Origin of the sequence: Microbacterium sp. LMI13-1-1.1 (assembly GCF_040815625.1) — a bacterium.
In the GTDB taxonomy this organism is placed as follows: Bacteria; Actinomycetota; Actinomycetes; order Actinomycetales; family Microbacteriaceae; genus Microbacterium; species Microbacterium forte.
In genome coordinates this window covers 310,063-335,559 of record NZ_JBFPNL010000001.1, presented here as the reverse complement: position 1 = coordinate 335,559, position 25,497 = coordinate 310,063, and the positions used below count along the sequence as shown (strand labels likewise).

Here is a 25,497-nt window from a genome sequence, read left to right as displayed (position 1 = left end):
CCACGCATGACCAAGCAGTCCATCTTCGGACGTATCTCGACCCTCGTCCGCGCGAACATCAACTCCCTCCTGGACTCTGCGGAAGACCCGCAGAAGATGATCGACCAGCTGGTTCGCGACTACACGAACAGCATCGCCGATGCGGAGTCGGCCATCGCAGAGACCATCGGCAACCTGCGCCTGCTCGAGCGCGACCACGAAGAAGACGTCCAGGCGGCCACCGAGTGGGGCAACAAGGCGCTCGCCGCCAGCCGCAAGGCCGACGAGATGCGCGCCAAGGGCGACGCGGCCGACGCCGACAAGTTCGACAACCTCGCGAAGATCGCTCTTCAGCGTCAGATCAGCGCCGAGCGCGAGGCGACCGGGGCCGAGCCCCAGATCGCGGCACAGACCGAGATCGTCGACAAGCTCAAGTCCGGCCTCAACGGCATGAAGGACAAGCTCGGCGAGCTCAAGAACAAGCGCAGCGAGCTGCTCGCCCGCGCGAAGGTCGCCGAGGCGCAGACGAAGGTCCAGGACGCGGTCTCGTCGATCAACGTCCTCGACCCCACCAGCGAGCTGGGCCGTTTCGAAGACAAGGTCCGCCGCCAGGAGGCCCTTGCCCAGGGCAAGATCGAACTCGCGGCCTCCAGCCTCGACGCGCAGTTCGAGAGCCTCGAAGACCTCGGTGAGCTCACCGAGGTCGAGGCTCGTCTCGCCGAGCTGAAGGCGGGCGGCTCCGCCCCTCGTCAGGCCATCGAAGGCTCCTGATACACCTGCGGGTGCCTCGGATCCTCGTGTCCGAGGCACCCGCTCCTCTTCACAGCTGGAGGCACCCATGGTGCGTTTCCTCGTCGTCCCGCAATGGCAGGGCTCCCCTGCCCCGCGCGCGATGCTCCTCGTCGACGGCGCCTCGGCGATCGCCGGCGACCTTCCGCGCGCGGCGACCACCGTGCTCGATGTGCCGGTGGAGGCGGGCGAGTCCCTGGGCACCGGCGTTCGACGCCTCAGCGCGCTTCTTCGCACCAGAGAACTCGTCGATGCGAGCATGACGGCCGACACGGTGATCATCGGCGGCGACTGCAGCGTGACGGTCGCCGCCCTGGCGGCTCTCCCCGGCGGCACCGATGACCTCGCCGTCGTGTGGTGCGACGCCCATGCCGATATGCACACGCCCGACACCTCCCCCTCCGGCGCGTTCTCGGGCATGGCGCTCCGAGCCGTGCTGGGCGAGGGAGAACCTCAGCTCACGCTCACGCCCGGAATCGCACGTGATCGAGTGGTCACGGTGGGCATGCGCAATCTCGACGATGCCGAGGTCACTGCTCTCGACGGACTCACGCAGCTCTCCGTCGAAGATCTCGACTCGCCTGATGCCCTGGCCGACGCGGTCGAGGCGACCGGCGCACGCCGCGTATGGGTGCACATCGACGTCGACGTGCTCGATCCCGCCGAGATCGCCGGCGTCTCCTCCCCTGCCCCGTTCGGGCTCGCGCCTGCGGCCCTCAGCGCAGCGATCCGCGCGCTGCGGTCACGCGTGCCGCTGGCCGGCGCGACCATCGCCGGATTCGCCCCGCGGTCGCCCGCCGATGCGGTTGACGACCTGGGAGCGCTGCTCCGCCTCGTCGGTGCTGTCGCATGACGGCTGACTGGCGGCCCGCTGCCGAGCTCGCCTTGGCGCGCGGTCGACGACTCGACCGGAGAATCCCCTCGTTCCTCCTCCGCTCGCCGGTCAGCCGGATCGGATACTGGTGGGGCACGGCGGTCGGCTGGATCTGGGGCTCACTGTGGAGCACGGGCCCCGTGGAACGACGAGCAGGCCTCTGGGTGTTCCGAGGGATGCCGAACTGGACGTTCAATCGCGGCGGGGTCTGCGTGGGCGGCTGCTTCCTCACCGGTGACGCCCGACCCAGCGACGCGATGCTGCGCCACGAGGCGGTGCACAAAGCACAGTGGCTGCGCTACGGATTCCTGCTTCCGGTGCTCTATCTCTTCGCAGGCCGGGATCCCCTGCACAACCGCTTCGAGATCGAAGCGGGGCTCGAAGACGGCAACTACGTCCGCCGCAGCCGCCCGCAGCCGTAGACGGGCAGCCGTAGACGGGCAGAGCCCTGATCCGCAGAGGGCAGAGCTCTCAGCTGCACACAGGCAGAGCTCTCAGCTGCACACAGGCAGAGCTCTCAGCTGCACACAGGCAGAGCCCTCAGCCGTAGACGGGCGGAGCCCTCAGCCGTGGACGGGCAGAGCCCTCAGCGGTCGACGGGAAGAAGTCCGAACCGCTCGGGGGCGTAGATCTGAGCGGGCTGGATGTCGAGGGTGCCGGTCAGGTGCTCGACGATGTCGGCCGTGCCGAGGTAGCCGCCGAGAAGGGTGATGTGGGTCTCGAGCTCGTCGTCGCAGAGCATCTCGTCAGCCCAGGCGCAGGTTGCTCGCGCGAGCGCCTGTCCGGGCGCGCAGGCCCGCCCGGTTCCGGGTGCTCCCGATCGCTGGGCTCGAGCGAGCCAGGTGACGGTCATGCGTCCGGGAGCGTCGATCACGCCGATGTCCGATGCGTCGGCGACCTCGATGAAGATCCGGCCCGACGCGCACAGCGGCAGAGTCGTGAGGAAGACCTCGAGTTCGGCGAGCGAATGCTCGTCGGCGGTCACCAGGTGGTGAGCGCGACGACGTGCGGCGCGGCGCTCGGCACGCGTGCTGCGGGTCTCGAGGAAGGTCTCCATGATGCATCCATCATACAGGACGCGAAGGGTTGCCTAACCTTGCTCAGCAACTTCTTCCACGAGCGCCGCCCGAAGAGCCTTGAGCTCCTGATCCGTCATGCCGTTCGCGCGAAGGTAGCCGGCGGCCGAGCCCCACCGCTCGTCGACCTGCTCGAGCAGCGCCCTCATCACGGGCGCAGGCGACTGCGTGGCCAACGCGACCGCGTGCACCGCCTGCGGATGCTGCGACCTCAGGTACGCGGCGATGCGATGCGACCGCTCGGCCGGCAGCAGCGACTCCGTGAGTGCATAGTCCTCGATGATCGCGTCGCGGTCGGCACCGACCGCGGCGAGCGCCAGGGCCACCGTCACCCCGGTGCGATCCTTGCCCACCGTGCAGTGGATCAGGGTCGGCTCGCCGGCGGCGATGATGCGGATGGCGGCGACGAGCCGCTCTCCGCTCTCCTCGAGAAGGTGGAGATAGAGGTCTTCCAGGCTCGTGTCCGTCTCGAAGAACGAACGCACGGATCCGAGGAAGAGCGGAAGGTGGGTGGTGTCCGGCCCTTCGATCTCGGTCGGCTCCGCAGCGACCTCTTCGCCGTCGCGGAGATCGACGATGTGCGCGACGCGACGACGAACCTCGTTCACGCCCGCCGTGGTGGCGGCGGAGAGCTGGCCGGATCGCAGCAGCATCCCCGAGCGGATCCGCCCGCCGTCTGCGGGGAGTCCGCCGACGTCGCGGAAGTTGTTGACGCCGTCGATGTCGAGGACGCTCATGCCTGCGCCTGTGGGGCGCGGGGCGGAACGGGGTATCGTCCGGCGATGACGACCCTGTTGAAGGCGTTGATCGAGACGCAGGCCCAGCTCAGTGCCGCGTACTCCTTCTCGGTGAAGACTCCGCCGACGCGGTCGTAGACCTCGTCGGAGATGCCCTCTTCGGAGATGAACGTGAAAGCCTCCGCGAGCTCGAGCGCGGCCTCCTCGCGGTCGCTGAACACGTCACTCTCACGCCAGGTCGCGATCTGCATCAGTGTGTCCGTGTCGATGCCGGCCTTGAGGGCCCTGTCGACGTGCAGGCGCGTGCAGTAGCTGCATCCGTTCAGCTGCGAGGAGTGGATCATCACGATCTCCTTGAGCCGATCGTCGATGCCGTTCGCTGCACAGATGTCACCGACCGTACGGGCGAAGGCGTCGAGGGCCTGATAGGCCGCTGGCTCGGTCTTGGAGAGGTGCACTCGCGTCTCGCTCATGCCTCAATGATATTCCGTTGCGCAATCGTCCCGGCGAGTCGCTTTCCACGCAGACGAATGCAGAATGACAACAGTCGTCCGCATCCGGCTTGCGCTATGACAATCTTCACCGCAATCTGTATTGACACATTGCTCCTGCATTTCCCCACTGCCCCGAGAACAGAGCAGAATATGCAAGTGGCGATCGACACCAGCGAGTTCAGCTATCTTCCCGCACAGGCGCAGGCGATGGGAGTCCCCGTGCCATCCGTCCGACGCGTGACGCTGCCCCTCCCCGACGGCCGTCACGTCAGCGCTCTGCAGTTCGGCGAAGAGACGCCCCGTGTCACGCTGCTGCACGGTGCGGGCCTCAACGCGCACACGTGGGACACGACGGTGCTCGCCCTTCAGCAGCCGGTGCTCGCGATCGACCTCGCCGGACACGGCGATTCATCATGGCGCAGCGACGTCGACTACACCCCTCGCACGCTCGCGATCGACGTCGCGGCAGCACTCGACGCCTGGACCGACGGAGCGCAGCTGGTCGTGGGCCAGTCGCTCGGCGGCCTCACCGGCGCCGCCCTCGCTGCAGCCCGCCCCGACCTCGTGTCCGAGCTGATCGTCGTCGACATCACTCCTGGCATCGACACCTCGGCCGGACCAGCCGCCCTGCGCGAGTTCTACGCCGGACCCACCGATTTCGAGACCCGCGACGAGCTCGTCGACCGCGCGATCTCCTTCGGTTTCGGGGGCGCCCGCTCCGACACCGAGCGCGGGGTGTTCCTCAACACCCGTGTGCGCGACGACGGCCGCGTCGAGTGGAAGCACCATTTCGCGCACCTCGCCGCTCAGACACTGGCAGCCCACGGCCCCGGAGACGACTCGGCGCCGTCACTGCTCCACACGACCGGATGGCAGGATCTGTCGAAGACGACGGCCCCGGTGACGCTCGTCCGCGCCATCGACGGCTTCGTGAGCGAGGCGGACGCGAAGGAGTTCGGCGAGCGCCTGCCCCACGCCCGCGTCACCGCCGTCCAGGCCACGCACAACGTTCAGGAGACCGCACCCGCCGAGCTGGCGTCGCTGATCTCCTCATCCCTCGCTTCTCGCGGAATGTGACGTTCCGTTCCACATTCCGCCCTCATGCCCTGACACATCCCTAGGCTCGATCCAACGGCACACAGCAACTGCCGCACCGAGAGGAAACACCCCATGTTCCGACGTACGCGACGACTCGCGCTGATCTCCGCGATCGCGGCGAGCGCCATCGTCCTCACTGCCTGCGCAGGTGCCGCAGAGCCCGAGACCACCGAACCGGTCGGAGAGCCTGATCCGGATGCGACGCTGCAGGTCGGCCTCGTCCTCGAGCCCACCAACCTCGACATCCGTCACACCAGCGGCGCAGCGCTGGAGCAGATCCTGATCGACAACATCTACGAGGGTCTCATCAGCCGCACGCAGGAGAACGAGATCGTGCCTCGACTCGCCTCCGACTACGAGGTCTCCGCAGACGGACTCACCTATACGTTCACGCTGAACGAGGGCATCACCTTCCACAGCGGAACCGCGCTCACCTCCGCCGATGTGGTCTCCTCCTACGAGGCTGTGCGCACCGACGCGACGCTGCAGGGCAATGCCGAGTTCGCCTCGGTGGCCTCGATCACCGCACCGGACCCGACCACGGTGCAGATCGTGCTGACGGCGCCGAACCAGAACTTCCTGTTCTCACTGACCGGTCCTGCCGGTCTCGTGTTCCAGACCGGCGATACGACCGATCTCAAGACGGCCGAGAACGGCACTGGTCCCTTCACCCTCACGCGGTGGAACAAGGGCAGCGCCATCACGTTCGCCCGCAACGAGGCCTACTGGGGCGAGCCTGCGGGCGTCGCCGAGGTCGAGTTCCAGTACATCCCTGACTTCACGGCCGGGGTGAACGCTGCTCTCGATGGCGGCGTCCAGGTGCTCACAGCGGTGGATCCGAATCTCGCCCCGCAGCTCGAGGAGTCCGGCGACTTCACTCTCACGACCGGCCGGACCACCGACAAGGCGACGCTCGCGTTCAACAACGCCAAGGCGCCCCTCGACGACGTCCGGGTGCGCGAAGCGCTGCGTCTCGCGATCGACCACGAGGCTCTGGTCGAGGCCGTCGGCGCGGGTTCGACCCTCTACGGTCCGATTCCCGAACTGGACCCCGGTTATGAAGACCTCTCGGACGTCGTCTCCTACGACCCCGAGAAGGCCAAGGAGCTGCTCGCCGAGGCCGGGCAGGAAGACCTCGAGCTCACCCTGACGATCCCGAACTTCTATGGCACGACGGTCCCGAAGGTCCTCATCTCCGACTTTCAGAAGGTCGGAGTCACCCTCGACGTCGACTCGGTCGAGTTCCCGGCCTGGTTGGAGGACGTCTACACCAACCACGACTACGACCTGAGCTTCGTGCTGCACGTCGAGCCGCGCGACTTCGGCAACTTCGCGAATCCCGAGTACTACTTCGGCTACGACAACGCCGAGGTGCAGGGCCTCTACACCGAGGCTCTGGCCGAGGTCGACCCCGACAAGTCCGCGGACCTGCTCGCCGAGGCCGCGCGGATCGTCTCCGAGGATCACGCGGCGGATTGGCTGTACAACGGTGCGACGATCACGGCCGTGAGCCCGCTGGTCACCGGGTTCCCCGAGGACTCGATCAACTCGCGCATCAACCTGGCCGGCGTCACCGTCGCCACCGAGAAGTGACGACGCGCACTTCGTGATCCGCTACGCGCTCGTCCGAGGAGCCCTGCTCATCGCAGGGCTCCTCGTCTCGAGTGCGGTGATCTTCCTCACCTTGCGGGTCTTCCCCGGCGACGTCGCGCAGCTGATCGCCGGAACCCAGGCCTCCCCCGCCGAGGTCGAGGCGCTCCGAGAATCGCTGGGCCTCAACCGTCCCCTCCCCGCGCAATACGCCGAATGGATCGGGGGCCTCTTCCGCGGTGATCTCGGCACGTCTCTGCTCTCCGGTGCATCGGTCGGCGAGGAGCTGCTCGAGAAGGCGCAGGTCACGGTTCCCCTCGGCATCCTCGCCCTCCTGATCGCCGTGCTCATCGCGGTGCCGTTCGGCATCCTGTCAGCCGTGCGGCGCGGCGGCCGCGGAGGCACCGCCCTCAGCGTCGGCGCACAGGCCCTCGCCGCCGTGCCGGTCGTCTGGGCGGGGATGATGCTCATCGTCGTCTTCTCGGTCTGGCTCGGCTGGCTTCCGCCACAGGGCTTTCCCCGCACGGGGTGGAGCACGCCGTGGAAGGCGATCGAGTCGCTCCTCCTGCCCGCTCTCACGATCGGCATCGTCGAGGGGGCGATGCTCATGCGGTTCGTCCGCAGCGCCACCCTGCAGGCGGCAGGCCAGGACTTCGTCCGCACGGCGGCCGCCAAGGGCCTCACCCGCACCCGCGCTCTCATCTCGCACGGCATCCCCGCAGTGGGCCTGTCGATCATCACTGTGCTGGGACTCCAGATCGCCGGAATCATCGTCGGGTCTGTCGTCATCGAACAGCTCTTCACACTTCCCGGGATCGGACGGATGCTGGTGGCCGACGTCGGCACCCGAGACCTCATCAAGGTGCAGAGCGAACTCCTCGTCCTCACCGGATTCGTGCTCGTGGTCGGATTCGTCGTCGACCTGATCCATCGCGCGATCGATCCGCGCCAGAGGGAGGCCTGATGCCCGGCTGGCTTCCGAGACTGGCGCGATCCGCCACAGGTCGATTCGGCGTGATCGTCGTCGCCGTCGTCGCGCTCACCGCACTCGTCTCGCTGTTCTGGACGCCGTTCGATCCCCAGGAGTCCGACCTGCGCGCTCGCTGGTCGGTCCCGAGCTGGCCGCATCTGCTCGGCACCGACGACACGGGCCGTGACATCCTCAGCCTGCTCATGGCAGGTGCTCGCACGACGGTCTTCGTCAGCATCGGCGCCGGAGTCATCGCGACCTTGGTCGGCATCTCCCTCGCCGCGCTCGGAGCGCTCACCGCCCGCTGGCTGCGAGAGACGGTGGCAGTGCTCGTCGACATCCTGATCGCCTTCCCCGTGCTGCTGATCGCCATGATGATCTCGTCGGTCTGGGGCGGCTCGCTGTGGGTGGTGATCTGGTCGGTCGGCATCGGCTTCGGCGTCAACATCGCCCGCGTCACGAGGCCCGAGCTGCGCCGCGTGCAGCAGAGCGACTTCGTCCTCGCCGCTCGGGCGTCCGGCCTCACGACCGGACAGAGCCTCGCTCGCCACCTTCTTCCGAACGTCGCCCCCGTGTTCATCGTGCAGCTCTCGTGGTCGATGGCGGTCGCGGTGCTCGCCGAGGCCGGCCTGTCGTACCTCGGTTTCGGCGCCTCGGTCACGGAGCCGAGCTGGGGACTCCTGCTCGCCGACCTGCAGCGCTACATCGGCGTGCATCCGCTCTCGGTCATCTGGCCGGGGCTCGCGATCACGATCACCGTGCTGGCGCTCAACCTCCTCGGTGACGGCCTGCGCGAGGCCACCGACCCGACGCTGCGTCACCGCGCGGCCGAGATCCACACACCGGCGGTGATCGCATGACCCTCGAGGTGACGGACCTCGTCGTCCGCATCGACGGACGCCCCGTCGTCGACGGCATCTCGTTCGAGGTGCCGGACGGATCACGTCTCGGCCTGATCGGTGAGTCCGGCTCCGGCAAGTCGCTCACCGCCCTCGCGGTGCTCGGTCTGCTCCCCGAGGGTGCGGTCGCGAGCGGCAGCATCCGCTGGAACGGCACAGAGCTGATCGGGCTCCCCGACCGCGAGCTCGCGAGACTGCGCGGAGACGAGATCGGGATCGTGTTCCAGGAGCCCCGCACCGCCCTGAACCCGATCCGCACGATCGGCAGGCAGATCGCCGAGTCGATCCGCATCCATGAGGGCATCGGTCGGCGGGAAGCCCGCGAGCGTGCGATCCAGGAGGCTGCGCGCGTGCGGCTGCCCGATCCCGCATCGATCGTCGATCGCTATCCGCATCAGCTGTCGGGCGGTCAGCGGCAGCGTGTCGCGATCGCGATCGCGCTCGCATGCCGGCCACGCCTGCTCATCGCCGATGAGCCGACGACCGCTCTCGACGTCACCATCCAGGCCGAGATCCTGTCGCTGCTGTTGAACCTCGTCGAGGAACAGGGCATGTCCCTCATGTTCATCACGCATGACCTGGCGGTGCTGGCGCAGGTCGCGACCCGTGGCGTCGTCCTCGAAGACGGTCGGGTCGTCGAGGCTGCCCCCGTGAGCACGCTCCTCACCGCCCCGGCGTCGCCGATCACACAGGGGCTCCTCCGCGACGCCACCGCGACGCTCTGGCGTCCTGAAGGAGGTGCGCGATGAGTCTCATCGAGGCGCGGTCGCTGCGGCGCGACTTCGTGATCCCGAAGCGTTCGACGTTCGAGCGCACCCGGCGCCAGACCGCGCTGGCGCCGACCGATCTCGACATCGTCGAGGGATCGTCCGTCGGCATCATCGGCGAATCCGGATCGGGCAAGTCCACCCTCGTCAGGCTGCTTCTCGGTCTCGACCGCCCGTCGTCCGGCACCGTCACGGTCGACGGGAGAGCGGTGGATGCCACGGCATCCGCGCGGTCCCTGCACTGGCTGCGCCGTCAGACCGGTCTCGTGTTCCAGGACCCCTACGCATCGCTGGACCCGAGGATGACCGCGGCGCAGATCGTCCGCGAGCCGCTGTGGGCGCTCGGCATCGACGAAGATCACCGAGCCAGGGTGCGCGAAGTGCTCGAGCAGGTGGGTCTGGAGCCCGAGATGGGCGATCGATACCCGCACGAGTTCTCGGGCGGGCAGCGGCAGCGCATCGCTTTGGCCAGGGCCATCGTCCACCGTCCGCGCATCCTCGTCGGCGACGAGCCGCTGTCGGCGCTCGATGTGACCGTCCGCGCTCAGATCCTCGAGCTCCTGATCGAGCTGCGACGCACCGCCGACCTCACGCTCGTCCTGGTGTCGCACGACATCGGCGTGGTGCAGAACCTCTGCGACACCGTCGTCGTGATGAAAGACGGGAGCGTCGTCGAGCGAGGAACCACCGCAGACGTGCTGCTGCGTCCGACGCAGGACTACACGAAGACGCTGCTCGCGGCGATCCCGGTCATCCCCGCTCCCCCGGCATGAGCGCGATTCTCAGCGCCCGGAGCTCAAGCTGAAGAACTTCCGTCGACGGCTCGGGCGCAGGGCGCGTCGCATGTAGACGGTGCCGAGGTCGCGGCCGAACTTGTGTCCGACTCGACCCATGCGCCCGGCTTCGACGAATCCGAGCTTCGCGTGCAGACGTATCGATGCGTCTGCCTTGGTGTCGCTGATCACGGCCACCATCTCGCGGATGCCGAGCTGCTCGCATGCGTCGATGAGCGCCTGCAGCAGTGCGACCCCGAGTCCTTTGCCGCCGGCCCCCGGTCCGAGGTAGATCGAGTCCTCGACGGTGTACCGATAGGCGTTCTTGCCCGCCCACGGCTGCGCCAGCGCGTATCCGATCACGACTCCCGCCGGCGAGACCGCCACCAGGAAGGGCAGGCCCAGCTTGCTCAGCAGCGCGAACTTCTCCCGCCAATAGGGGATGCTGCTGCGCCGTTCATCGAGGGTGACGACCGAGTTGCTGACGAAATGGTTGTAGATCTCGCGCACGTACGGCAGATCGCCTGACCGTGCGGGGCGGATCGAGTACGAGAACACCTCGGGTTCCGGCTGCGGGCGCAGATGGCGCGGCAGCACACGGCGGCGATCACCGGGCTCGAACTGCATGCGATCAGCTTAGAGGGGGCTCGCCGCCGATGCGCCAGTCGACCGGGCTCGCACCGAGCCCTTCGAGCAGCGCGTTCGCCCGGGAGAACGGGCGGGAGCCGAAGAACCCCCGACGGGCGGACAGCGGCGACGGGTGCGCTGACACGATCACAGGGGTGTCGCCGAGCAGCGGCTGGAGGTTCGCGGCGTCCTTTCCCCAGAGGATCGCGACGAGCGGCCGGTCACGGGCGACGAGAGCGCGGATCGCGAGCTCGGTGACCTGCTCCCACCCCCAGCGGCGATGGGATCCGGCCTCGCCAGGACGCACCGTCAGCACGCGATTCAGCAGCAGCACCCCCTGGTCGCTCCACGCGGTCAGGTCCCCGTGCGGCGCCGGAGGGATGCCGAGGTCGCTCTCGAGCTCGGCGTAGATGTTGCCGAGACTGCGTGGCAGGGGGCGCACGTCTCGGTCGACCGCGAAAGACAGGCCGATCGGATGCCCGGGAGTCGGATAGGGGTCCTGACCGGTGATGAGCACCTTGACGTCCGAGAGCGGGCGCTCGAACGCGCGGAGCACATGATCCCCCGCGGGAAGATAGCCCCGCCCCGCAGCCTGCTCGTCGCGCAGTCGCTCGCCGAGAGCGGTGATCGTCTGCTGAGCCGGCGCCAGTGCGTCGGCCCAGCCCGGATCGATGAGACCGTCGTCGGCGAGCTCGGCAAGAGTTCGCGCAGTCATCGTTCAGTCGATCGGTCGCACGCGCAGCGGTCCGCGGGCGAGCAGATGATTCGCGGACTGCGCGACGGGTCGCATCGTGATGAGGTCGAGGTTCACGTGGCCGGGAGCATCCAGCGCGTAGGCGATCACGTCGGCGACGTCTTCCGCCTGCAGCGGCGCCTCGACGCCCGAGTACACGGCCTCCGCGGCGACCGAGTCGCCGCCCAGCCGGTTGAGCGTGAACTCCTCGGTGTGCACCATGCCGGGGGCGATCTCGGCGACTCGGATCGGCTCGCCGTTCAGCTCGAGTCGGAGCGCGTGCACCAGCATCGCCTGCGCGGCCTTGGCCGCGTTGTAGCCGCCTCCGCCGGGGTAGGCCACCTGTGCGGCCGTCGACGTCACGAACACGGTGTCGGCGTGCCCGTCCGCCGCGGCCGCCCGCCTCAGCAGGGGCAGGAGACCGGCTACCAGTCGCTGGCTCGAGAGCACGTTGGCGTCGTACATCCACTGCCAGTCGTCGATCGAGGCGTTCTCGACGCGGTCCGTCCCCCGTGCTCCGCCGGCGACCTGCACGAGCGCATGCACGGGCCCCGAGGCCTCGAGCTCCGTGACCAGCGCTGCCACGGCATCCGGGTCGGTCAGGTCGCACGCGATCGTCGAGGCACCCGTCTCCGCCGAGAGCGCCGCCAACCGGGACGCACGTCGTGCGACTCCGACGACTCCCCAGCCGCGCGCGCGCAGCGCACGCACCGTGGCCTGTCCGATACCCGAGCTCGCACCTGTCACGACTGCACGCCTGTTCACCATGCCTCCACCGTACGATGTTCCGGCCACTATCTCGCCTCGCGCACCGCCACGTCGCGCTTTCGGGCCGACGATGCGGTCGTCTCGGGCGATCTCGCCTCGCTTGTGAGCACCACCGCGACACCGATCCCGCACAGGATGAACCCTGCGACCGTGACGACCGTCATCGGCTCTTCCAGCAGGATGCTGCCGGCGAGTGACGTCGCCGGGGCGATCAGGAAGAGCAGCGCCTGCAACGCCGTGATCCCCACCCGCCGCAGCAACCACCAGTACAGGCCGTAGGCGGCGAGTGTCGGGAACACCGCGGTGAGCGCGACGGCGAGCCAGAACGAGGCCGACGCGGGCGGGAGCAGGGTTCCGGTCACCACCGCGATGACGAGCAGCAGCGCCGCGGTCACCGTCACATGGATGGTCAGGGTGAGGAGCACGCCGCTCTTCACCGCCGACTTCCGCTGCAGCAGGGTGCCGATGATGAGGCAGACCATCGCCACGGCCGGCAGCAGATACGCCATCGCAGGCGCCTCGGAGGACCCGAACTGAGAACGCACCACGAGGAGCACGCCGACCGCTCCGATCACGAGCCCTGCCCATTGCGCACCTCGCACTCGCAGACCGAGCACTGGTCTGACGAGGACGGCCACGACGAGTGGCTGCACCGCGTCGATCAGCGCCACCGTGCCTGTGGCGATGCCGGCCGCCACGGCGCCGTAGACCGCGACACAGTATCCGAACTGCGCGAAGAGTCCGATCGTGGCCTGCGTGCGCACGTCGCGAATGTTCAGCCCCTTCGCTGCGCCCGAGAGACGGAGCACGGCGAGGAGAAGGACGGCCAGCGGCACGAACCGCCACACGAGGAGCGTGAGCGGCGACACGTCCACCGTGGCGTACGCAGGAATGATGAATCCCGAACTCCAGGTCACGATGAAGGCCACGGCGGCGGCGACAGTGACCACCGAACGAAGTAGACCGATCTGTTTACTCATGAGTTGACTATACAGACTGGTATAGTCAAATACATGACGCAGCCCGTTCCCGAGCTCGCCCCGCTCACCCCGGGAGGGCAGCGCGTTCTCGACGCCGCCTCGCGGCTGTTCTACGAACGCGGCATCCATGCGGTCGGAGTGGACACGATCGCCGAGGCGGCCGGAGTCACGAAGAAGACGCTCTACGACCGCTTCGGATCAAAGGAGGCGCTCGTCGTCTCCTACCTCCAGCACCGCGACGCTCGGTGGCGCGACCACGTGGCCGCCCACCTCTCCCGCGTTCCCGAGCCCGGCCCTGATCGTGTGCTCGCGATCTTCGACGCCGCCATCACCTGGTCCGACGAGAACAGCCCGAAGGGATGCAGCGCGATCAACGCGCGCGCGGAGATCGGAGACGGCAACGACGACCACCCTGTGTTCCCCGAGGTGTCACGTCAGAAGGCCTGGCTGCTCGACGTGTTCGAGGAGCTCTGCGCCGAAGCGGGAATGCCCGATCCCCGTGCGATGGCGCAGGCGATGATGCTGCTGTACGAGGGTGCGATCGTGACGGTCGGGATGACGACGTTCGCCGAACCGTTCGTGATCGCGCGCACGTGGGCGGGGCGACTGCTCGGTCAGGCCTGATCCCCCGGCTCGTCGGCCCGCGGGTTCGGCCCGACTTCATTACGTCACATTTCCCACCCGCTGTTGACAGCCTCCGATATTCCGTACTGTCGCACCAACGGCATCAGTCGAACCGACCTTCCAACAGTTCCAGGGGGAACACATGTCCGCACCCGAGACCTGGCGTTTCGAGACGAAGCAGATCCACTCCGGAGCTGCTCCCGACCCGGTGACCAAGGCCCGCGCAACGCCTATCTACCAGACCACGTCCTACGTGTTCGACAGTGCCGACCACGCGGCGAACCTGTTCGCTCTGGCCGAGTTCGGCAACATCTACACCCGGATCCAGAACCCGACCCAGGACGTCCTGGAGCAGCGCCTCGCGGCACTCGAGGGGGGCACCGGCGCCCTCGTCCTCGCCAGCGGTCAGGCTGCATCGACGTTCGCCGTGCTCAACATCGCCGAGGCCGGCGACCACATCGTGTCGTCGAGCTCGATCTACGGCGGCACCTACAACCTGTTCAAGTACACGCTCGCGAAGCTCGGCATCGAGGTCACGTTCGTCGAGAACCAGGACGACCCCGAGGAGTGGCGCCGCGCCATCCGCCCGAACACCAAGCTGTTCTTCGCGGAGACCATCGGCAACCCGCAGATCAACATCCTCGACATCCGCACCGTCGCAGACGTGGCGCACGAGGGCGGCGTGCCGCTGATCGTGGACAACACGATCGCGACCCCGTACCTGATCCGCCCGTTCGAGCACGGCGCCGACATCGTCGTGCACTCCGTGACGAAGTTCCTCGGCGGCCACGGCACCACCATCGGCGGCGCGATCATCGACGGCGGCACCTTCGAGTGGTCGAAGAACGTCGAGAAGTTCCCCGGGCTCACCGTGCCCGACCCCTCGTACCACGGCGCCAGCTACACCGCTGCCGTCGGCGACCCGCTCGCCTACATCATCAAAGCCCGCGTGCAGCTGCTCCGCGACCTCGGCTCGGCCATCGCACCGCAGAGCGCCTGGAACCTCATCCAGGGCATCGAGACCCTCTCGCTGCGCATCGAGCGCCACGTGCAGAACGCCCAGGAGATCGCCGAGTGGCTCGACGGCCGCGACGACGTCGCGTCGGTCAACTACTCGGGCCTGCCCTCCTCCCCCTGGTACGCCAAGGCGAACCACTACGCCCCCAAGGGCGTCGGAGCGGTGCTGTCCTTCGAGCTCAAGGGCGGCGTCGAGGCCGGTCGCGAGTTCGTGAACAGCCTGTCGCTCTTCAGCCACCTCGCGAACATCGGCGACGTGCGCTCGCTCGTGATCCACCCGGCGTCGACCACGCACGCACAGCTCACTCCCGAGCAGCAGCTCACCGCCGGCGTCACGCCCGGCCTCGTGCGCCTGTCGGTCGGCATCGAGAACATCGACGACCTCAAGGCCGACCTCGACGAGGCGCTCGGCGCGGCTCGCCGTGTGTCGGAGGCCGCTCGCGCCTGACCCTCCGTCGACACTGCAGGTGCCCTGGGCTTCGGCTCGGGGCATCTGCTCGTTCGGGGCACGCACGGCCCGTGCACAGACAGATCCGTCGACAATGGGAAGCCTGCCCGAGGAGCCCACGATCACCGCCACGACGAATTCGCCGACACACCGACGCTCGAACGCGCGCGCGGGGCGCATCATCGCCGTCACAGGTCTCGTGGTGCTGATCATGGTCGTGGGCGTCTGGATCCCCGGAGTCGTGGGAACCGCGGCCGCCGCGCTCCTTCCCTGGTGCGGCCTCGCGCTCGGAGTCCTGTCGGCGATCGCACTGATCCGCGCCCGCCGCGTCGTCCTGGTGCTGCTCGTGCCCATCCTCGTCTGGGTGCTGGCGATCGCGCCCTCCACCCCTGGTTTCGCATCGGGTGCCCCCGACGGGACGTCCACCGTCGAGATCGTCAGCCAGAACGTGCGCGCGCACTCCGGCGGCGCAGCGGAATCCGCCGCAGACCTCGCCGCCTCCGGTGCCGACGTCATCGCGCTGACGGAGCTCGACGCCGACAGCCTCGCCGCCGCCCGTGACACGCTCACCGCCGACTATCCGCACTCCTACGCGATCGGCACGGTCGCGGTCTGGAGCCACCTCCCCATCGCCGACGCTCAGGCGCTGTCGCTCGGTCTCGACTGGAAACGCGCGCTCCGCGTGGTGGTGAGCGCGCCGGGTGCGGACGTCGCCGTGTACGTCATGCATGCGGCCTCCGTGCGGCCAGGAGTGCAGGACGACCGAGACGCGATGCTGTCCGGCATCGCCGATGCCGTCGCTGCAGACAGCGCCGAGTCGATCGTCGTCGTGGGCGACTTCAACGCCGCCTCCGCCGACCCGGCCCTGGCTGCCGCGCGGTCGCAGCTCGACTGGGTCCGACCGACCGACGGCACCCTCGGGTTCACCTGGCCTGCCGCTCTGCCGCTCGCCAGGATCGACCACGTCTTCGTGCGCGGCCTGGCCGTGCTCGGCTCCACGACGATGCGGGCCGGAAGCAGCGACCACCTGGCGACCGTGACGACGCTCGGCTTCTGAGGCCGCGCACCCGGATCCGCCGGCGGCACACCCGGGTCCGTAACGTGCGTCCGACGAGTCGCGTGCCAGGCGAGAATGGGAGCATGGACTGGCAGACGACCTCTGAAGACACGGTGCCCTCGGCGCCCGTGACGGAGGCCGACGTGCGTCTGCTTCGCGCACGACCACCGGCGACCGGCGCGTGGCGCGACGGAGACCCGGCGGGCGGACGCAGCTTCGCCTCGTTCGGCGCCTTCGCGACCGAGAGCGGCGCAGAGCTCCCCGGCATCCGTCTCGCGTTCGAGACGTGGGGCGAGCTGAACGACGCGCGCGACAACGCGATCCTGGTGCTCCACGCGCTCACCGGCGACAGCCACGTGCGCGGCGGCGCCGGAGCGGGGCATCCGACCGCAGGCTGGTGGGAGGACGTGACCGGGCCCGGAGGGCCGCTCGACACCGACCGGTGGTTCGTCATCGCGCCGAACATGCTCGGCGGCTGCCAGGGCTCCACGGGACCCGCCAGCATCGCGCCCTCCGGATACGAGTGGGCTTCCCGCTTCCCCTATCTGACCATCCGCGACCAGGTCGCAGCCCAGGTGCGCCTCGCAGATTCCCTCGGGATCGACACCTGGGCCGCCGTGATCGGCGGATCCATGGGCGGGATGCACGCCCTCGAATGGGCCGTCACGCACCCTGATCGCGTCGCCCGCCTCGCAGTGCTCTCCTCCCCGCCCGTCACCACTGCCGATCAGATCGCCCTGAACACGGTGCAGCTCGAGACCATCCGCATGGACCCGAGGTTCCAGGGCGGCGAGTACTACGACCTGGCCGACGGCGACGGTCCGCACCGCGGCCTGGCGCTCGCCCGACGCATGGCGCTGTTGAACTACCGCAGCCCGATCGAGCTCAACCAGCGGTTCCAGCGTTCGTGGCAGTCCGGGGTGTCTCCTCTCGGTCACGGCGGTCGCTTCGCCGTCGAGTCGTACCTCGACTTCCACGGCAACAAGTTCACCCGCCGTTTCGACGCGAACAGCTACATCACCCTCGTCGAGGCCATGAACTCGCACGACGTCGGCCGTGACCGCGGTGGCGTCGAAGAGGCGCTGCGCGCCGTGACCGCCACGACACTCGTGCTGGGGATCGACAGCGACCGGCTCTTCCCCGTCGACGGCCAGCACCGCATCGCCCGCAGCATCCCGAACACCCTCGACGGCCCCGAAGCGGTGGTGCTGACCAGCGACTTCGGTCACGATGGATTCCTCATCGAGACAGAGGCGGTCGGCAGCAATCTCCGACGGCTGCTCGCGAGCTAGCTCTCGTCGATCGTCCACGGCAGCGAACCGGTGCGCAGCCGCACACCGTCCCACTCGAAGTCCCTGCCCTGCGGCGTCTCGACCACACGGGTCGAGAAATGCTGCGCCACCCCTCCGGAGGCGAGCACAGCATCGACCGAGGAGAATCGGCCGAGCTGGTGCAGGGTGACCCAGGTCGGAGGGAAGAGCGTCCACTCCCCCGTCGCGTGTCGCGACAGGGCTTCTGCCGGGCTCAGCCACACCACGTCGACGACTTCGTCGACCGAGAACCGCGGTTCGTCGTCGGGTGCGGAGGCGAGGAAGAACCAGGTCCGGATGCGAATGGGCGCCTCGACCGGCGGCTGCCAGCGCGACAGCAGCACGGGATCGCTGATGATCAGGCCGACCTCCTCGGCTGTCTCGCGAACCGCCGCCCTGCGCGCATCGTCACTCTCATCCGCCCCCTCTCGGCGGTCGGACGGCTCCACCTTGCCGCCGGGGAACACCCAGGCCCCCGCGAACGAGCCGCGATCGGGCCGACGCATCAGCAGCACGGCGAAGCCCTCGGGCGTCGGACGCAGCAGCACGGCTGTCCCGGCGACGGGCAGATCGTCGAGGTCGGTCACAGCCTCACTCTACGAGGCGGAGCACCGCTCACGCCGCCGTGAGCACCGGTCTGCGCGCCTCCGAGCGATACGACAGCAGGGCGATCAGGAGGCCGGCGACTGCGAGCGCCGCACCCGTCCAGGACGGCGCGACGAAGCCCCATCCGGCGGCGATCACCACGCCGCCGAGGAATGCGCCGAGGCTGTTGCCGATGTTCAGCGCAGAGTGGTTCATCGCGGCGGCGATCGACTGGTTGTCTCCGGCGACATCCATCAGCCGGGTCTGGATCGTCGGGCTCAGCACCGAAGACACGAAGCCGACCACGAACACGAGCAGCGCGAGGGTGACGATCCAGAATGCGAGCACGGCGAGGAGGGCGAAGACCACAGCCATCGCGGCAAGTCCGAAGAGCAGCGTGCGTCGCAGGTCGATGTCCGCGAGATGTCCGCCGACGAGGTTGCCCGCTGTCATCCCGAGCCCCATCAGCACCAGCACGATCGGCACCGCCCACTCGGGCGAGCCGGCCACCTCGGTCACCAGCGGCGCGATGTAGCTGTAGACCGCGAAGAAGCCGCCGAAGCCGATCGCGCCGACACCGAGGGTGAACCAGACCTGGGGAATGCGGAAGACGCCGAGCTCCTCGCGCATGGTCCGCCCGGGCGAGCCGGGATGTGCGGGCACGAAGAACGCGATGCACACCGTCGCCAGGGCGAAGACGAGCGTCACGACCGCGAAGGCCGCCCGCCATCCCCAGAGCTGACCGAGGAAGGTTCCCAGCGGCACTCCCACCACGTTCGCCACGGTCAGACCTGTGAGGATGAAGGCGACGCCCTTGGCGCGGTTGCCCGGCCCCATGACATCCGCAGCGACCAGGGCGCCGATGCCGAAGTAGGCACCGTGCGGCAGACCGGCGAGGAACCGTGACGCACCCACGAGTTCGAAGGTCGGCAGGAACACGGTGAGCGCGTTGAACACGGTCAGCGCCAGCGCCAGGCCGATCATGACCCGGTGCCGGGGGTAGCGGGCGACGAACCCGGCGATCGTCGGAGCACCGACGACCACGCCGAGCGCATAGAGCGAGATCAGCCACCCTGCCTGGCTCAGCGCGTCTTCAGGGCTGGAGGCCCACAGCGTGGGCAGCAGCTCGTCGGCGATGTTGGGCAGCAGGCCCATGACGACGAATTCGGTCATGCCGATGCCGAAGCTGCCTATGGCGAGGGAGAGGAGCGCCCACTTCGCCGCACCCCTCGATTCAGTCGAGGGATTCACCCGTCGAGTCTACGGGGTGTCCGCGTCGTCGATCGCCGCCTCGAGCCGCTCGATCTTCGCGTCGAGCTCTCCGGTGTAGCCGGGGCGGATATCGGCCTTGAGCACGAGCGACACCCGCGACCCGAACGGCATCACGGCTTCGGTGGCGCGCTTGACGACATCCATCACCGAGTCCCAGTCCGGGCCCTCGATCTCGGTGAACATGCTGGTCGTGCGGTGCGGCAGGCCCGACTCCCGCACGACGCGGACGGCGGCGGCGACCGCATCGTGGACCGACGCGTCGGAGCGCTCGGCGCCGTCGGAGGGGACGCCGCTCGGTGCGACGGAGAAGGCGATCAACATGGTTTCACTCCCGGGTGGTGGACGAACGATGGGCGGGCACGCGGACGAGGGCGCGGATGCCGACGGCGAGGAGCACGACGAGCACGATGTTGCGCAGAGTCAGGACGGCGACGGGCAGCGTCTCTGCACGCAGCAGCGCGTCGTAGCTCAGCGGATAGATCAGGCAGGTGAGCGCGCACAGCGCGAGCACGAGCAGCGCAGGTGCGGCCGCTCGCGTGCGGTCGAGAACGAGCCAGAGGACGGCCGGAGCGATAAGCCACGTCTGGAACTGCGGAGAGCCGACCTTGTTCGCGACGATCAGGGTCGTCACGAGACTCAACGCGAGCGGAGGGAACAGCCGCGCGAAGGATGCCCCGCGTGATGCCTTCAGCGCGCCGATGACGGTGATCAGGACGACGAAGACAGCCATCAGGGGTGTGAGCACAGCACTCACGGCATCCGCGCCCTGCGCGCTGATCTGGAAGGTCAGGATGTCGAAGCTGTACTCGATGCGGGCGGCCCCGGCGATCGCGAGCCACAGGAACGGGGTCGCGGCCACTGCCTCGATCTGCAGACCGCGGCCGGTCTGCTCTGTCAGGAATCCGAAGATCTCGGCATCGGCTCCGAAGGCGACCAGCACGACGACGACGGCTGCCGATACGGCTGCGGCGGTGAGCAGAACGCGCATCCGGCTTCGGGCTGCCACGACGGCTGCGACCAGCAGCGCGCCCGGCCAGATCTTGATCCAGGCGCCGATCGCCAGCAGCGCTGCCGCGGCAGCGGGGCGGCGGGCCAGCCAGAGTCCGCCGATCACCGCGAGCGGCACCGTGATCGCGTCGATGCGGTACATCGCGATCGGTCCCAGCAGAAGCAGGGCGGTGATCCAGAACCAGGCGGCCATCCGCCGAGGCTGCGACGGCGAACGCCCGACGAGCACCGCGAAGGCGATCGCATCGAGCACCGTGACGAGCACCGCCCACGCGATCAGATACGCCCCGGAGGCCCCCATCACCGCGATGAGCGGTGTCGACAGGATCTTCGCGAGCAGCATGGGCACGAGCGCGAGCTGCGGATAGACCCACGTCTCGGTGACTCCGACGATCGCCCCGCCCGACAGCGCTGCCGACGACCACGGTTCGTACACGAGCACCACGTCGCCCATCGGCTGGCTCGGATACAGCCAGCCGGCGACCGCCGTGAAGAGGTGCACGAGTCCGAACGCGCTCCACAGCGCGACGAGACGCATCGAGAAGGTGCGACTCACGCGACGACGTCCGAGAATGCGCGAGGCAGCGCCTCTGCGACATCGAGCGCCACGATCGGATGTCCCGTCGCGCGGCCAGCCGCGCCCGCACCAGCGGCGAGGACACCGGCACGGCCATGCAACCACGCGGCCGCGGCTGCGACCTCAGCCAGCGGTGCGTCGGCGTTCGCGGCGAGGAGCGCCCCGAGCACGCCGCCCAGCACATCGCCGGTGCCTGCCGTCGCGAGCCAGCCGGTGCCCGCCTCCACCCGGATCAGGAGTCCGTCCGGATCCGCGATCAGCGTCTGTGCGCCCTTGAGCAGCACGACGGCGCCGAGGTCGTGCGCCACCCGGGCGACGGCGTCGGCGCGGTCGTCACGGGTGCCGTATCCGAGCTGATCCTGCAGGCGCTCGAACTCACGGCCGTGCGGCGTCAGCACGCGCGGGGCACGACTCCCTCGCGCCAGGTCGAGCGCCCCCGCGTCGACGACCACCGGCACCTGCCCGTCGAGCAGGTCGCGCAGCTCGCGCTCCGTCTCGGGGCTCCTGCTCGCGGCATCCGTCCCTGATCCGATCACCCAGGCGCCGACGCGTGCACCCGCGATGCTCGGGCTGACCACGGTCTCGGGGCGTCGTGCGATCACGGCATCCGCGGCTCGGCCGTCGCCGACGTAGCGCACGAAGCCCGCACCGGCGCGCCACGCCGCCTCGACGCCGAGCACCGCGGCACCCGGATAGGCGGACGATCCGGTGCGCAGGCCGACGACGCCCCGGGAGTACTTGTCGTCATCCGCGCCTGGCACGCGCAGGAAGCGTGCGGTGTCTTCGCGGGACCAGTCACGTGCGTCGGGCATGACTCCACGTTAGTGCGGCGGCCCGCACCGCCCCACCCGGCCGGTAGCGTCGAGGTGTGAGCATTCTTTTCTCCCCGCTGAGCATCCGTTCCGTCACGTTCCGCAACCGGCTCTGGGTGTCTCCCATGTGCATGTACAGCGCGATCGACGGCGTCGTCCAGGAATGGCACCACACCCACCTCGCCCAGTTCGCCTCCGGCGGAGCCGGTCTGATCGTCGCCGAGGCGACAGCCGTCGTCCCCGAGGGCCGCATCTCACCACGGGATGCCGGCCTCTGGAACGACGAGCAGCGCGACGCGTGGGTGCCGGTCGTCGAGGCGATCCATTCACGTGGCGCGGTCGCGGGCATCCAGCTCGCGCACGCCGGCCGCAAGGCGTCGACCTGGTGGCCCTGGGCCGACGCGCGCGGATCGGTACCGGCGGCGGACGGCGGATGGACGACCACCGCGCCCTCCGACATCGCCTTCGATGGCTTCGCGGAGCCTGCGGCGCTCGACCAGGACGGCATCGACGCCGTCGTCGAAGGGTTCGCGAGCGCGACCCGCCGTGCCCTCGACGCCGGCTTCGACGTGCTCGAGGTGCACGGTGCGCACGGATACCTGCTGCACCAGTTCCTCTCTCCGCTCTCGAATCTGCGAGACGACGAGTACGGCGGCTCTCTCGAGAACCGCGCTCGACTGCTCCTCCGGGTGGTGGGCGCGATCCGCGAGGTCGCCGGAGACGGGGTGCCCGTCTTCGTGCGCATCTCGGCGACCGATCATGCCGAGGGCGGATTCACCCCCGACGAGGCGGCGATCGTGAGCGGCTGGGCGACCGAGCACGGAGCCGACCTCATCGATGTCTCCAGCGGCGGGCTCGTGGCGCACCAGCAGATCAGCGTGTTCCCCGGATACCAGGTGCCGCTGGCCGAGAACGTGCGCCAGGGCGGACGCATCCCCGTGTCGGCGGTCGGACTGATCACCGCCGCCGAACAGGCAGAGCAGGTGCTCGCCGACGGTGCGGCCGATGCGATCTTCGCGGGTCGCGAGTGGCTGCGCGACCCGCACTTCGCGCTCAGGGCCGCCCATGAGCTCGGCGCCGAGATCACCTGGCCGCCGCAGTACGAGCGGGCGCGCTGGCGCTGATCGCCACCCCGTACAGAAGCCCCCGGGTCCGCATGGACTCGGGGGCTTCTCGGTGACCGCGGGTCAGTGACCGCGGATGCGACGGGTCGCGTCCTGCACCTCGCCCACGAGCTCCTCGAGGATGTCCTCGAGGAAGAGCACGGCAGTCGTGCGCCCCTGGGAGTCCCGCACCTTCGCCAGGTGACGCCCTGCTCGGCGCATCACGGCGAGAGCGTCCTCCAGATCGGTGTCCTCCTGCACCGGGACCATATGGTTGATGCGCTTCGAGGGCAGCGGCTCGACCAGCTTCTCGGCAGCGCCGGGTCCACCGGACGCCCGCAGGATGTCCTTGAGGTGGACGTATCCGACAGGAGTTCCCTCGTCGTCGACGATCACGTAGCGGGAGAACCCGTAGCGGGCGACGGCCTTCTCGACGTCATCCGGAGTCGCCGACTGCGGAAGCGTCACGAGATCGCTGAGCGGAACAGCCACATCGCGAGCCTTCTTGTCGGTGAACTCCACCGCTGCCGCCACAGTGCCCGCCGTGTCGGTGAGCACGCCCTCTCGCCGGGACTGATCGACGATCGTCGCGACCTCGTCGAGCGTGAACGTCGATGCGGCCTCGTTCTTCGGCTCGACCCGGAACAGCCGGAGCACGCCGTTGGCCGCCGCATTCAGCAGCCAGATCACCGGCATGAAGATCTTCGACACCATCACGAGGGGCGGCGCGAGGATGAGCACCGCGCGCTCCGGAACCGAGAACGCGAGGTTCTTCGGCACCATCTCGCCGAACACCACGTGCAGGAACGACACGATCAGCAGAGCGATCGCGAACGACACGGCATCGACGACGCCGTCCGACCAGCCGAGCGCGTGCAGCGGCACGGCGAGCAGGTGATGGATCGCGGGTTCGGAGACGTTCAGGATCAGCAGCGAGCAGATCGTGATGCCCAGCTGCGAGGTCGCGAGCATGAGCGTCGCGTGCTCCATCGCGAAGAGCGCGGTCTTGGCGGCACGCGACCCGCGGTCGGCCTTGGGCTCGATCTGCGACCGGCGCGCGGAGATCACCGCGAACTCGGCGCCGACGAAGAACGCGTTCGCCACGAGCAGCACGACCAGCCAGGCCAGTCCTCCCCAGTCGTTCATCGTCCGACCACCTCTGCGGGAAGATCCTGATTCGGGACGTAGCGGATGCGGTCGACACGACGACCGTCCATGCGGACCACCTGGAGCTTGCCCGTGTCGAGGTCGACCTCGTCACCCACCGAAGGCACGCGCTCGAGGACGCTCATGACGTAGCCGGCCACGGTGTCGTACACGTCACCCTCCGGAACCTCCACCCCCGCTCTGCGGCGCAACTCGTCCGGCCGCAGCTCTCCGGGGAAGGTGATGCCGTCTCGCCCGCGGACGACTCCGGCGCGCGTGCGGTCGTGCTCGTCCGAGACCTCGCCCACGAGCTCCTCCACGAGGTCCTCCAGCGTGACGAGACCGGCGGTGCCGCCGTACTCGTCGACCACGACGGCCAGCTGGTATCCGCGGGCTCTGAGCTCGGAGATGAGCGCGTCGACGTGCACCGTCTCCGGGACACGGAGCGGATCGGTCGAGAGCGCGCCGACCGGCACCTCGCCTCGTCGATCACGCGGGACGGAGATCGCGGCCTTCAGGTGCACGACACCCGTGATGTCGTCGAGGTCGTCGTCGTACACGGGGAAGCGGCTGTGTCCCGTGCGACGGGCGAGCTGGATGACGTCGTCGGCCGAGTCGCCGACCGCGAGGGCGTGCATGCTCGGACGAGCCGTCATCACGTCGGCGGCCGTCAGGCGGGAGAACGTCAGCGTCCGATCGAGCAGGCTCGCGGTGTCGGCTTCGAGCAGTCCGGCACTCGCCGAGCGACGCACGAGAGAAGAGAGCTCCTCGGCGCTGCGCGCACCGGACAGCTCTTCCTTCGGCTCGATGCCCATGCTCCGCAGGACCCCGTTCGCACTGCCGTTGAGCACCACGACGGCCGGCTTGAAGACGGTGGTGAACGCGACCTGGAACGGCATGACGAGCTTCGCGGTCGCGAGCGGCAGCGCCAGGGCGAAGTTCTTGGGCACCAGCTCACCGAGGATCATCGACAGCACGGTGGCGACCAGCATCGCGACGATCGTCGCGATCGGACCGACCGCCGCCTCAGGGATGCTCCATGCGACGATGGTCGGGCCGAGGAGGTTGGAGAGCGCCGGCTCCATCGTGTACCCGGTCAGGAGCGTCGTCAAGGTGATGCCCAGCTGAGCGGACGACAGATGGGTCGAGGTGTGCTTGAGGGCGCTGATGGTCAGCGACAGGCGGGATTCGCCGCGGGACTGACGGGCCTCGAGATCGGCGCGGTCGAGATTGACCAGGGCGAACTCGCTCGCGACGAACAGCCCGGTGCCCACGGTGAGCAGAAGCCCCACGCCCAAGAGGATGTAGTCCATCAGTCGTTCCTCCCGAGACGGGGAGGCAGGCAATGGGGCGATGTACTACAACTGGGAGGGTCGTCCATGGT

At 68.8% G+C, this 25,497-nt stretch carries 28 protein-coding genes; 14 read left to right on the top strand and 14 right to left on the bottom strand.

Annotated features, from left to right (window positions below; genetic code table 11):
* Nucleotides 1-6: 6 nt before the first annotated feature.
* From MRBLMI13_RS01575 to MRBLMI13_RS01565, 3 genes are all read left to right on the top strand, one after another.
* Nucleotides 7-750, top strand: a complete 744-nt coding sequence (locus tag MRBLMI13_RS01575; RefSeq protein WP_367820916.1) for a PspA/IM30 family protein — start codon at nt 7-9, stop codon at nt 748-750.
* A 67-nt stretch (nt 751-817) separates the two neighbouring features.
* Nucleotides 818-1,621 carry an arginase family protein gene (locus MRBLMI13_RS01570; protein ID WP_309687540.1) on the top strand — a complete coding sequence of 268 codons (804 nt, stop codon included), beginning with the start codon at nt 818-820 and terminating at the stop codon, nt 1,619-1,621.
* Entirely contained in the window at nt 1,618-2,064 is a 447-nt protein-coding gene (locus MRBLMI13_RS01565) for a hypothetical protein (RefSeq protein ID WP_042541886.1), read from the top strand. The genes MRBLMI13_RS01570 and MRBLMI13_RS01565 overlap by 4 nt, the downstream gene beginning before the upstream one ends.
* A 164-nt stretch (nt 2,065-2,228) precedes the next feature.
* On the opposite strand, the gene MRBLMI13_RS01560 is transcribed toward MRBLMI13_RS01565, so the two are convergent.
* From MRBLMI13_RS01560 to MRBLMI13_RS01550, 3 genes are read right to left on the bottom strand one after another with little or no spacing between them, the layout of a single operon-like run.
* Nucleotides 2,229-2,699 (bottom strand): SIP domain-containing protein, encoded by a 471-nt coding sequence (locus MRBLMI13_RS01560; protein WP_042541887.1) that lies wholly within the window; start codon nt 2,697-2,699, stop codon nt 2,229-2,231.
* 33 nt (nt 2,700-2,732) lie between these two features.
* A complete protein-coding gene (locus MRBLMI13_RS01555; protein WP_367820919.1) occupies nt 2,733-3,455 on the bottom strand; it encodes a tyrosine-protein phosphatase in 723 nt (240 codons plus the stop codon).
* Entirely contained in the window at nt 3,452-3,928 is a 477-nt protein-coding gene (locus MRBLMI13_RS01550) for a carboxymuconolactone decarboxylase family protein (protein WP_042541889.1), read from the bottom strand. The genes MRBLMI13_RS01555 and MRBLMI13_RS01550 overlap by 4 nt, the downstream gene beginning before the upstream one ends.
* A 171-nt stretch (nt 3,929-4,099) precedes the next feature.
* Here MRBLMI13_RS01550 and MRBLMI13_RS01545 point away from each other — a divergent pair, with 171 nt between their 5' ends.
* The 6 genes from MRBLMI13_RS01545 to MRBLMI13_RS01520 all read left to right on the top strand — a co-directional run bounded on the left by MRBLMI13_RS01545 (nt 4,100) and on the right by MRBLMI13_RS01520 (nt 10,046).
* A complete protein-coding gene (locus tag MRBLMI13_RS01545; RefSeq protein WP_367820921.1) occupies nt 4,100-5,026 on the top strand; it encodes an alpha/beta fold hydrolase in 927 nt (308 codons plus the stop codon).
* 93 nt (nt 5,027-5,119) lie between these two features.
* The gene (locus tag MRBLMI13_RS01540; protein ID WP_367820923.1) at nt 5,120-6,640 is read left to right on the top strand and encodes an ABC transporter substrate-binding protein; all 1,521 of its coding nucleotides are present in this window, start codon (nt 5,120-5,122) and stop codon (nt 6,638-6,640) included.
* 13 nt (nt 6,641-6,653) lie between these two features.
* Complete coding sequence (locus tag MRBLMI13_RS01535; protein WP_367820925.1) at nt 6,654-7,601, top strand: ABC transporter permease; 948 nt, start codon at nt 6,654-6,656, stop codon at nt 7,599-7,601.
* Nucleotides 7,601-8,467, top strand: coding sequence for an ABC transporter permease (locus tag MRBLMI13_RS01530; RefSeq protein WP_042541893.1), 867 nt, complete (start codon nt 7,601-7,603; stop codon nt 8,465-8,467). The genes MRBLMI13_RS01535 and MRBLMI13_RS01530 overlap by 1 nt, the downstream gene beginning before the upstream one ends.
* Nucleotides 8,464-9,255 carry an ABC transporter ATP-binding protein gene (locus MRBLMI13_RS01525; protein ID WP_042541894.1) on the top strand — a complete coding sequence of 264 codons (792 nt, stop codon included), beginning with the start codon at nt 8,464-8,466 and terminating at the stop codon, nt 9,253-9,255. The genes MRBLMI13_RS01530 and MRBLMI13_RS01525 overlap by 4 nt, the downstream gene beginning before the upstream one ends.
* Nucleotides 9,252-10,046 carry an ABC transporter ATP-binding protein gene (locus MRBLMI13_RS01520; RefSeq protein ID WP_367820928.1) on the top strand — a complete coding sequence of 265 codons (795 nt, stop codon included), beginning with the start codon at nt 9,252-9,254 and terminating at the stop codon, nt 10,044-10,046. Before MRBLMI13_RS01525 ends, MRBLMI13_RS01520 begins: the two co-directional genes overlap by 4 nt.
* 9 nt (nt 10,047-10,055) lie before the next feature.
* Here the strand turns inward: MRBLMI13_RS01520 and MRBLMI13_RS01515 are convergent, their stop codons facing one another.
* The 4 genes from MRBLMI13_RS01515 to MRBLMI13_RS01500 are packed head-to-tail and all read right to left on the bottom strand — an operon-like array spanning nt 10,056 to nt 13,154.
* Complete coding sequence (locus MRBLMI13_RS01515; RefSeq protein ID WP_042541895.1) at nt 10,056-10,673, bottom strand: GNAT family N-acetyltransferase; 618 nt, start codon at nt 10,671-10,673, stop codon at nt 10,056-10,058.
* 4 nt (nt 10,674-10,677) lie between these two features.
* Nucleotides 10,678-11,388 (bottom strand): uracil-DNA glycosylase, encoded by a 711-nt coding sequence (locus MRBLMI13_RS01510; protein ID WP_042541896.1) that lies wholly within the window; start codon nt 11,386-11,388, stop codon nt 10,678-10,680.
* A gap of 3 nt (nt 11,389-11,391) precedes the next feature.
* Nucleotides 11,392-12,174 (bottom strand): SDR family oxidoreductase, encoded by a 783-nt coding sequence (locus MRBLMI13_RS01505; protein ID WP_042541897.1) that lies wholly within the window; start codon nt 12,172-12,174, stop codon nt 11,392-11,394.
* A gap of 26 nt (nt 12,175-12,200) precedes the next feature.
* Nucleotides 12,201-13,154: a DMT family transporter gene (locus MRBLMI13_RS01500; protein WP_367820931.1), complete on the bottom strand. Its 954-nt coding sequence runs from the start codon at nt 13,152-13,154 to the stop codon at nt 12,201-12,203.
* Nucleotides 13,155-13,187: 33 nt separating this feature from the next.
* Between MRBLMI13_RS01500 and MRBLMI13_RS01495 the strand changes: the two genes are divergently transcribed.
* The 4 genes from MRBLMI13_RS01495 to metX all read left to right on the top strand — a co-directional run bounded on the left by MRBLMI13_RS01495 (nt 13,188) and on the right by metX (nt 17,592).
* Nucleotides 13,188-13,778, top strand: coding sequence for a TetR/AcrR family transcriptional regulator (locus MRBLMI13_RS01495; protein ID WP_367820933.1), 591 nt, complete (start codon nt 13,188-13,190; stop codon nt 13,776-13,778).
* Between the two features lie 142 nt (nt 13,779-13,920).
* Nucleotides 13,921-15,243: a bifunctional o-acetylhomoserine/o-acetylserine sulfhydrylase gene (locus MRBLMI13_RS01490; protein WP_042541900.1), complete on the top strand. Its 1,323-nt coding sequence runs from the start codon at nt 13,921-13,923 to the stop codon at nt 15,241-15,243.
* Between the two features lie 94 nt (nt 15,244-15,337).
* A complete protein-coding gene (locus MRBLMI13_RS01485; protein ID WP_367820935.1) occupies nt 15,338-16,300 on the top strand; it encodes an endonuclease/exonuclease/phosphatase family protein in 963 nt (320 codons plus the stop codon).
* 83 nt (nt 16,301-16,383) lie between these two features.
* Nucleotides 16,384-17,592, top strand: coding sequence for a homoserine O-acetyltransferase MetX (metX, locus tag MRBLMI13_RS01480; RefSeq protein ID WP_056376515.1), 1,209 nt, complete (start codon nt 16,384-16,386; stop codon nt 17,590-17,592).
* Here metX and MRBLMI13_RS01475 read toward each other — a convergent pair.
* From MRBLMI13_RS01475 to MRBLMI13_RS01455, 5 genes are read right to left on the bottom strand one after another with little or no spacing between them, the layout of a single operon-like run.
* Nucleotides 17,589-18,197 carry an NUDIX hydrolase gene (locus tag MRBLMI13_RS01475; RefSeq protein ID WP_309687494.1) on the bottom strand — a complete coding sequence of 203 codons (609 nt, stop codon included), beginning with the start codon at nt 18,195-18,197 and terminating at the stop codon, nt 17,589-17,591. The genes metX and MRBLMI13_RS01475 overlap by 4 nt on opposite strands.
* A gap of 28 nt (nt 18,198-18,225) precedes the next feature.
* On the bottom strand, nt 18,226-19,446 hold the full coding sequence (locus MRBLMI13_RS01470; protein ID WP_042541903.1) for an MFS transporter: 1,221 nt from the start codon (nt 19,444-19,446) through the stop codon (nt 18,226-18,228).
* A gap of 9 nt (nt 19,447-19,455) precedes the next feature.
* Nucleotides 19,456-19,788: a thiamine-binding protein gene (locus MRBLMI13_RS01465; RefSeq protein ID WP_042541904.1), complete on the bottom strand. Its 333-nt coding sequence runs from the start codon at nt 19,786-19,788 to the stop codon at nt 19,456-19,458.
* 4 nt (nt 19,789-19,792) lie between these two features.
* The gene (locus MRBLMI13_RS01460; protein ID WP_367820939.1) at nt 19,793-21,031 is read right to left on the bottom strand and encodes a hypothetical protein; all 1,239 of its coding nucleotides are present in this window, start codon (nt 21,029-21,031) and stop codon (nt 19,793-19,795) included.
* Complete coding sequence (locus MRBLMI13_RS01455; RefSeq protein ID WP_367820941.1) at nt 21,028-21,864, bottom strand: NAD(P)H-hydrate dehydratase; 837 nt, start codon at nt 21,862-21,864, stop codon at nt 21,028-21,030. The genes MRBLMI13_RS01460 and MRBLMI13_RS01455 overlap by 4 nt, the downstream gene beginning before the upstream one ends.
* 56 nt (nt 21,865-21,920) lie before the next feature.
* On the opposite strand from MRBLMI13_RS01455, the gene MRBLMI13_RS01450 reads away from it, so the two are divergent.
* Nucleotides 21,921-22,988: an NADH:flavin oxidoreductase/NADH oxidase gene (locus MRBLMI13_RS01450; RefSeq protein WP_367820943.1), complete on the top strand. Its 1,068-nt coding sequence runs from the start codon at nt 21,921-21,923 to the stop codon at nt 22,986-22,988.
* A 63-nt stretch (nt 22,989-23,051) separates the two neighbouring features.
* Here the strand turns inward: MRBLMI13_RS01450 and MRBLMI13_RS01445 are convergent, their stop codons facing one another.
* On the bottom strand, nt 23,052-24,113 hold the full coding sequence (locus MRBLMI13_RS01445; RefSeq protein ID WP_367820945.1) for a hemolysin family protein: 1,062 nt from the start codon (nt 24,111-24,113) through the stop codon (nt 23,052-23,054).
* Nucleotides 24,110-25,426 (bottom strand): hemolysin family protein, encoded by a 1,317-nt coding sequence (locus MRBLMI13_RS01440; protein ID WP_367820947.1) that lies wholly within the window; start codon nt 25,424-25,426, stop codon nt 24,110-24,112. Before MRBLMI13_RS01440 ends, MRBLMI13_RS01445 begins: the two co-directional genes overlap by 4 nt.
* Between the last annotated feature and the right edge of the window lie 71 nt (nt 25,427-25,497).